Origin of the sequence: Burkholderia sp. Cy-637 (genome assembly GCF_011753175.1) — a bacterium.
Lineage (GTDB): Bacteria > Pseudomonadota > Gammaproteobacteria > Burkholderiales > Burkholderiaceae > Burkholderia > Burkholderia gladioli.
The window spans coordinates 1-6840 of record NZ_VWWC01000256.1; the positions used below are offsets into that span (position 1 = coordinate 1).

General features: G+C 70.6%; 6 protein-coding genes and 1 pseudogene. 4 read left to right on the top strand and 3 right to left on the bottom strand.

What is annotated here, in order from left to right:
• Positions 1–667 (top strand): annotated as a pseudogene (locus F3J10_RS33530) (ATP-dependent DNA helicase); the annotation flags it as partial.
• Between the two features lie 128 nt (positions 668–795).
• Here F3J10_RS33530 and F3J10_RS33535 read toward each other — a convergent pair.
• Together F3J10_RS33535 and F3J10_RS33540 are read right to left on the bottom strand one after the other, a co-directional pair.
• Positions 796–2412, bottom strand: coding sequence for a methyl-accepting chemotaxis protein (locus tag F3J10_RS33535; protein ID WP_167234668.1), 1617 nt, complete (start codon positions 2410–2412; stop codon positions 796–798).
• 399 nt (positions 2413–2811) lie between these two features.
• Positions 2812–3453, bottom strand: coding sequence for an HD domain-containing protein (locus F3J10_RS33540; protein ID WP_025101797.1), 642 nt, complete (start codon positions 3451–3453; stop codon positions 2812–2814).
• A gap of 126 nt (positions 3454–3579) precedes the next feature.
• Between F3J10_RS33540 and F3J10_RS33545 the strand changes: the two genes are divergently transcribed.
• Positions 3580–4545, top strand: a complete 966-nt coding sequence (locus F3J10_RS33545) for a GlxA family transcriptional regulator (RefSeq protein WP_036035133.1) — start codon at positions 3580–3582, stop codon at positions 4543–4545.
• A 93-nt stretch (positions 4546–4638) separates the two neighbouring features.
• Here the strand turns inward: F3J10_RS33545 and F3J10_RS33550 are convergent, their stop codons facing one another.
• Positions 4639–5766 carry an MBL fold metallo-hydrolase gene (locus F3J10_RS33550; RefSeq protein WP_167243876.1) on the bottom strand — a complete coding sequence of 376 codons (1128 nt, stop codon included), beginning with the start codon at positions 5764–5766 and terminating at the stop codon, positions 4639–4641.
• An 86-nt stretch (positions 5767–5852) separates the two neighbouring features.
• On the opposite strand from F3J10_RS33550, the gene F3J10_RS33555 reads away from it, so the two are divergent.
• Entirely contained in the window at positions 5853–6488 is a 636-nt protein-coding gene (locus F3J10_RS33555; protein ID WP_025101800.1) for a TetR/AcrR family transcriptional regulator, read from the top strand.
• A gap of 106 nt (positions 6489–6594) precedes the next feature.
• A partial coding sequence (locus tag F3J10_RS33560) for an NTP transferase domain-containing protein (RefSeq protein ID WP_167243877.1) occupies positions 6595–6840 on the top strand: 246 nt, incomplete at its 3' end.

The window sequence follows — 6840 nt, forward strand, 5'->3', positions numbered from 1 at the left end:
ACGCGGCGGCGCGCTGGTCGGCGGCATGGACGACGCGGGGCGCTGGTCGCTGGTGCGACGGCCGGTGCGCGTGCAGCCGGCACCCGCCGATGGCAACGACAACGACGGCGATCACGCGCACGGCGGCAACGCCGGCAACGCCGGCGCTGGCGCCGCGAGCGCGGCCCATCGCAACGACCTCGCCACGCAAGCCGCGCCGGCCGCGCGCTCGCGCGAGACGCTCGAGCATCTGGCCTGGACCCTGCTGCGCCGCTACGGCGTGGTGTTCTGGCGCCTGCTCGAACGCGAGGCGGCGTGGCTGCCGCCGTGGCGCGAGCTGCTGCGCGTCTACCAGCGCCTGGAGGCGCGCGGCGAGATCCGCGGCGGGCGCTTCGTGGCGGGGCTGGCGGGCGAGCAGTTCGCGCTGCCCGAGGCGATCCCGGTGCTGCGCGAGATTCGCCGCCAGCCCGCCGACGGGCAATGGATCGTGGTGAGCGGCGCCGATCCGCTCAATCTGGCCGGCACCCTGCTGCCGGGCCGCAAGGTGCCGGCGCTGGCCGGCAACCGCGTGCTGCTGCGCGACGGCGCGGCGGTGGCGGCCCTGGTGGGCGGCGAGTTCGTCTACGAGGACAGCCTGCCGGCCGAGCTGCACGAAACGGCGCGCCTCAAGCTGGCGCGACGGCATTAGCCAAGGACAAGGCGGCGTGTCGTGCCATGACGCACGACACGCCGCCTGGCGTCATCCCTCGCGATCCGCGCCGCGGGCCGTGCCTGGCACGCCCGGGGCGAATCGCCTTCCTTCAAGCCGTCCCGACCTCAGGCCGTGGCCAGCTCGACACCGCGCCTGGCCCGCTCCGGCGCGCGCGGCGCATGGGCGGCCGCGCCGTTGCCCGTCAGGCGGAACACCGACACGGCATCGTTGAGCACCGCCGACTGTTCGTCGAGCGACTGCGCGGCCGCCGCGGCCTGCTCGACCAGCGCGGCGTTCTGCTGCGTGACGGCATCCATCTGCGTGACGGCCTGGTTGATCTGCTCGATGCCGCGCGCCTGTTCGTCGGACGCGGCCGAGATTTCCGCGACGATGTCCGAGACGCGCCGGATCGCCTCGCGCACGCGGCCCATCTTCTCGCTGACGGCATTGGCTTGCCCCGCGCCGCCCTCGATCAGCGTCACCGAGGAGGCGATCAGTTCCTTGATCTCCTTGGCGGCCGCCGCCGAGCGCTGCGCGAGCGTGCGCACCTCGCTGGCCACCACCGCGAAACCGCGGCCCTGCTCGCCGGCGCGCGCCGCCTCGACCGCCGCGTTGAGCGCGAGGATGTTGGTCTGGAACGCGATGCCCTCGATGGTGCCGGTGATCTCGGAAATCTTGCCCGAGCTGCCGCTGATCTGCAGGATCGTGTCGACCATCTCGCGCATCGCGTGATTGTTGTCGTCGGCCAGGCTCGAGGCGTTGGTGGCCAGGCCGTTGGCCTGGCGCGCGTTGTCGGCGTTCTGCTTCACCGTCTCGGTCAGCTCGGTCATGCTGGAGGCGGTTTCCTCCAGCGAGGCGGCCTGTTCCTCGGTGCGCGAGGACAGGTCGAGATTGCCGGTGGCGATCTCCCGGGCCGCCAGCGACACCGAGCCGGTGCTCGACTGGATGCGCCGCACGGTCTGCGCCAGTTGCGTGTCCATCACGCGCAGCGCGTGCATCAGTTCGCCGAACTCGCCGCGGAAGCTGTCGTCGATGCGCACTTCCAGCCGGCCGTCGGCGATCGTGTTGGCCACCGCGATCGCGCTGCCCAGCGGCCGCATGATGGTGCGCAGCAGGTAGATCGAGGCGCCGACCGCCACCAGCAGCCCCGCCGCCACCAGCACGATCGCCATCACCAGCGCGTTGCGCGCGCTGGCCGCGCCGTCGGCCGCGAACTGCGCGGCCTGCTGGTCGTTCAGGTCGATATCGGCCTTGATGCGTTCGAGCATCTCGTTGGTCGCGTCGTTCTGCGCGTCGATCAACTGGGTCGCGCCGTCGTAGTTGCCCGCGGCGAACGCCTCCACCACCTGCGCGGTGGCCTGGCGGAACTGGGGCATCGCGGCATTGAGCCCGTCGGCCAGCTCACGCTCCTTGTCGGAGTTGATCGCGCCGGGATAGTAGTTCGGCCAGATCTTGGCGATCCGGCTCACGGTGCGCTGGATCGAATCGAGCGACTTGCGGTTGCCCTCCCCCTCGCGCATCACCTGCATGCGGCGCATCTGCAGGCGCACGTCGATCAGGCCGGCGCGGATCTCGCCGAGCGTGCGGATCGGCTTGACGGTGGTGGTGTACTCGTCGCTGACCATCTTCTCCAGCCGCGAGATGGTGAGGGTGCCGAACACCCCGACCAGCGCGATGATCAGCACGCAGGCCGTCATGGCCATCACGATTTTGAAACGGACGCTGTGCTGCACGCTGCTCACGGTGGGGTCTCCTGTTCTGGCCGCCCCCCGGGCACGGCGGGCGAAATATCGGCGGGCACGTGCCATCCCGCGGGACGGCATGCCCTGCCGCGATTACGGCGCCGGCTTCCCCAACTTTAATTTTTTCGTTTTTCTTTTTGAAATCAAATGGCACGCTGTTGCGCATCGAAAACCAATCGAAAGCTTTCGGCCGGGATGGCGGGCATCTCCGGCGCGCAAGGTGCGCGGCGCGGGCGCGGAACGCCTGGCGCGGCCTGGTCTCCCCCACGCCGCGCCGGGCCCCGCGCCCGCTCCACGCGAGACGCGACGCCCCCCGTCACGCCTCGCGCGGTCCACGCCCTGCTGCGGTGACGCGCTTCGCGTCACCGCTCGAGCCATGCCGCCACGCGCCTGGCGCGCTCAACCGCGCCAGGCCGAGCAGCGGATCACCGAGCAGAAGTTGCCGGCATGGAAATGCGGCTCCTTGTCGGCGATCACGTCGGCCTTGACGTTGCCGAAGGTCGTCTCGGGCTTGTGGCGGATCCCGTCGTAGAAGGCCTGGATGATGTCTTCCTTGAAGTGCTCCGGGCGCGGGTGCAGGTGCGTGACCGCCTCGCGCTCGTGCTCGTGGTACTCGTGGTAGGTCAGGCCCAGCACGTCCATCTCGACGCCGGCCGTCACCAGCGCGATCACCGGATGCATGTGCTGCGGAATGCCGGGCGTGGTGTGCAGCGCGATCGCGGTCCACACCAGGTCGATGTCGTGCTGTTCGATGCCGCGCTGGCGCAGGAACTCGCGCGCCGCGTTGGCGCCGTCCACCTCGAAGCGCTCGTGCGCGCTGCTGTGCGAGGGCATCAGGCCGACGTCATGGAACATCGCGCCGGCATAGAGCAATTCCGGATCGAACTTCAGGCCGCGATCGCGGCCGGCAAGCGCGCCGAAATAGAACACGCGGCTGGAATGATGGAACAACAGGGGACTTTCGGTATCCCGAACGAATTCCGTGATCTCCCGCGCAAGCTGGCTGTCGGGAACGCGGATGCCACCGATATCGACGCTCATGATCTTCTCCGTGTGAGGACTTCGGGATTGATTCTCCCGCGTGCTAGGATTGTCATCAATCGGCGTGTCACGTCATTTTCTGCCAAATCGCGCGGAATGCGGACGGCGCCGCCAAGGGGAACCCGAATGAGCAAGACCATCGCGATCCTGGCCGTGCCGGGCGTGCAGTTGCTGGACGTCAGCGGGCCGCTGGACGTGTTCGCGCAGGCCAACGTGGAAGCCGGCAAGGCCGCCTACCGGATGCTGGTGCTGGCCTGCGAGCCGGGCCACCTGGTCAGTTCATCGGGCGCGCGCCTGGTGCCCGACGGCGTGGTCGGCGAGGCGCTGCCCGAGATCCACACGCTGCTGGTGGCGGGCGCGCCGGGCATTGGCGCCGGCGGCGTGCCGGTCGCGACGCTCGACTGGCTGCGCGCGGTGCCGCGCCGCTGCAAGCGCTTCGGCTCGGTCTGCACCGGCGCGCTGGTGCTGGCCGAGGCGGGCCTGCTCGACGGCCGGCGCGCCACCACGCACTGGGCCTCGGTCGAGGCGCTGGCCGAGCGCTGCCCGAGCGCGACGGTGGAAGCCGATGCGCTCTACGTGCGCGACGGCCGGCTGCGCACCGCGGCCGGCGTGACGGCCGGGCTCGACCTGGCGCTGGCCCTGGTGGAGGAGGATCTGGGCCGCGAGATCGCGATGCGCGTGGCGAGCCAGCTGGTGATGTTCTTCAAGCGCCCCGGCGGGCAGTTGCAGTTCAGCCGCAACGGCGCCACCGCGCCGGCCGGGCGCTCGGTGCTGCAGGACGTGCAGCGCTGGGTGGCCACGCAGCCGGAACTCGATCACAGCGTGACGAGCCTGGCCGGGCGCGCCGGCCTGAGCCCGCGCCACTTCGCGCGGCTGTTCCATGCCGAGGTGGGCGTGACGCCGGCCGCCTGGGTCGAGCTGGCGCGCGTGAACGCGGCGCGCGCCCTGATCGAGACGGCCGGCGACGCGCCCAAGCAGGTGGCCGCCAAGTGCGGCTTCGCGAATGCCGACGTGCTGCGCCGCGCCTTCGTCAAGCACGTGGGCGTGACGCCGGCCGAGTATCGCAAGCGTTATCGGGACGAGGAGCGCTGAGCGCGGCCGCGACGGCGCATAAAAACGAAGCCGCCGTCGCGACAGGAACGACGGCGGCTTCGATACTTCGGGCTTCTGATCAACCGACCCGCTTCAGGTTTCCGGTGCCTGCTCGCCGCGGCAGCGCCAGCGGCGCGCGCGCGTCGCCGGCTCGGCCGTCGTGTCGGCGACGCCGCGCCACCAGCGCTCGCCGCGATGCGGCGCGGCCAGGTCGAGCCGCTCGCCCATGCGCGGCGTGGCCAGCGCGATGCCCTGCGCGGCCGCCAGGCCGAACACGCGCTCGAACGGGTCCTGCCAGCGATGCATGGCCAGGTCGAAGGTGCCGTTGTGGACCGGCACCAGCCAGCGCCCGCGCAGGTCCTGGTGGGCCTGCACGGTATGCTCCGGCTGCATGTGGACATAGGGCCATTGCGCGTCGTAGGCGCCGGTCTCGAGCATCGTGACGTCGAACGGCCCGAAGCGCTCGCCGATCTCGCGGAAGCCGTCGAAATAACCGGTATCGCCGCTGAAGAAGATCCGCAGCTCCGCGTCGATGATGGTCCACGAGGCCCACAGCGTGCTGTTGCCGTCGAACAGGCTGCGCCCCGAGAAATGCTGCGCGGGCGTGGCCGTGAAGCTGATGCCGTCGATCTCGGTGCCCTGCCACCAGTCGAACTGGCGCACCTTGTCCGCGTCGATGCCCCATTCGATCAGGCGGTCGCCCACGCCCAGCGGCGTCAGGAAGATCGCGGTGCGATCGGCCAGCGCCAGCACCGTCTCGCGGTCGAGGTGGTCGTAGTGGTCGTGCGAGAGGATCACGCCGGCCAGCGGCGGCAGGTCCGCCAGCGCGATCGGCGGCGCGTGGAAGCGCTTCGGCCCGACCCGCTTGAACGGCGAGGCGCGCTCGCCGAACACCGGGTCGGTCAGCCAGAAGCCGCCGCGCAGCTTGAGCAGCAGGGTCGAATGGCCGAGCCGGTAGAGGCTGCGATCGGGCGCGGCGTCCAGCTCGGCGCGCGTGAGCGCATCGACCGGCAGCGCGGCGCCCGGCTGGGTGCCGCGCGGCTTGTTGAACAGCACGTTCCAGGCGATCGACAAGGTCTTGCCGAAACCCTCGGACGGACGCGGCCGCACATTGCGGAAGCGCTCGCCGTCGTGCTGCGGCGAAGCGGTGGACAGCGCGCGCCCGCGTTGCGCGGCGGCGATGCCCAGCGTGCGGCTGAACCAGTCGGGAAGCGAAATCATGGTGAATCCGTCCGGAGAACGAAAAGTAGACTCGCTAGTGTAGTTTGTTTTCGAGAAAAGTAAACCGACAAGTGTAAAATTCGCCCATGGACGCCAACCCCACCCCCACCCGCCTGACCGACCGGAAACGGGCCGCGATCGTCAGCGCGGCGATCGACGAATTCCTCTCGGCCGGCTACGACGCGACCAGCATGGACCGCATCGCCGCCAGCGCGCAGGTCTCGAAGCGCACCGTCTACAACCATTTCCCGAGCAAGGACGCGCTGTTCCTGGCGATCCTGGAACGGCTCTGGGACGCCACGCGCGGCGGCGAGGCGCTCGCCTATCGCGCCGGCGAGCCGCTGCGCGGGCAATTGGTCGAGCTGCTGATGCGCAAGCTGCGGCTGCTCGCCGACGACACCTTCCTGTCGCTGGTGCGCGTCGCGATGGCGGCCGCGATGCATTCGCCCGAGCGGGCACGGGACATGGTGGCGCGCCTGGGCGAACGCGAGGAGGACCTGGGCATCTGGATCCGCGCGGCAAGCGCCGACGGGCGGCTGTCGGTGGCGGATCCCGGCTTCGCCGGGCAGCAGTTGCAGGGGCTGGTGAAGTCCTTCGCGTTCTGGCCGCAGGTGGCGATGGGGCAGCCGGCCATCGCCGGCGAGGCGCGGCGAGCGCTGGCGGAATCGGCGGCGGACATGTTCCTGGCGCGCTACGCGAAGGATGCCGAGGCGCGCGACTGAGGGCCCGCGGCGGCCATCGTTTTCCATCATCGTTTTTTGATCCGTGCGAAGCCGCGGCGGAATCGGCACAATCGCCGTCACGGCTTCCCTGTTTCCGGTTTCGCTCATGTCTGACGTTCACTCCTCCCCCGTGGTCGGCGTGCTGCTCGCCGCCGGCCTCGGCACCCGCTTCGACCCCAGCGGGCAGGACAGCAAGCTGCTGGCCGCCCTGCCCGACGGCACGCCGGTGGCGGTGGCCGCCGCCCGGCGGCTGCGCGCCGTGATGCCCGAGGTGATCGCCGTGGTGCGGCCCGGCGCCGAGGTGCTGGCCGAGCGGCTGGCGATCGTCGGCTGCCGCGTGCTGGTGGCGGCC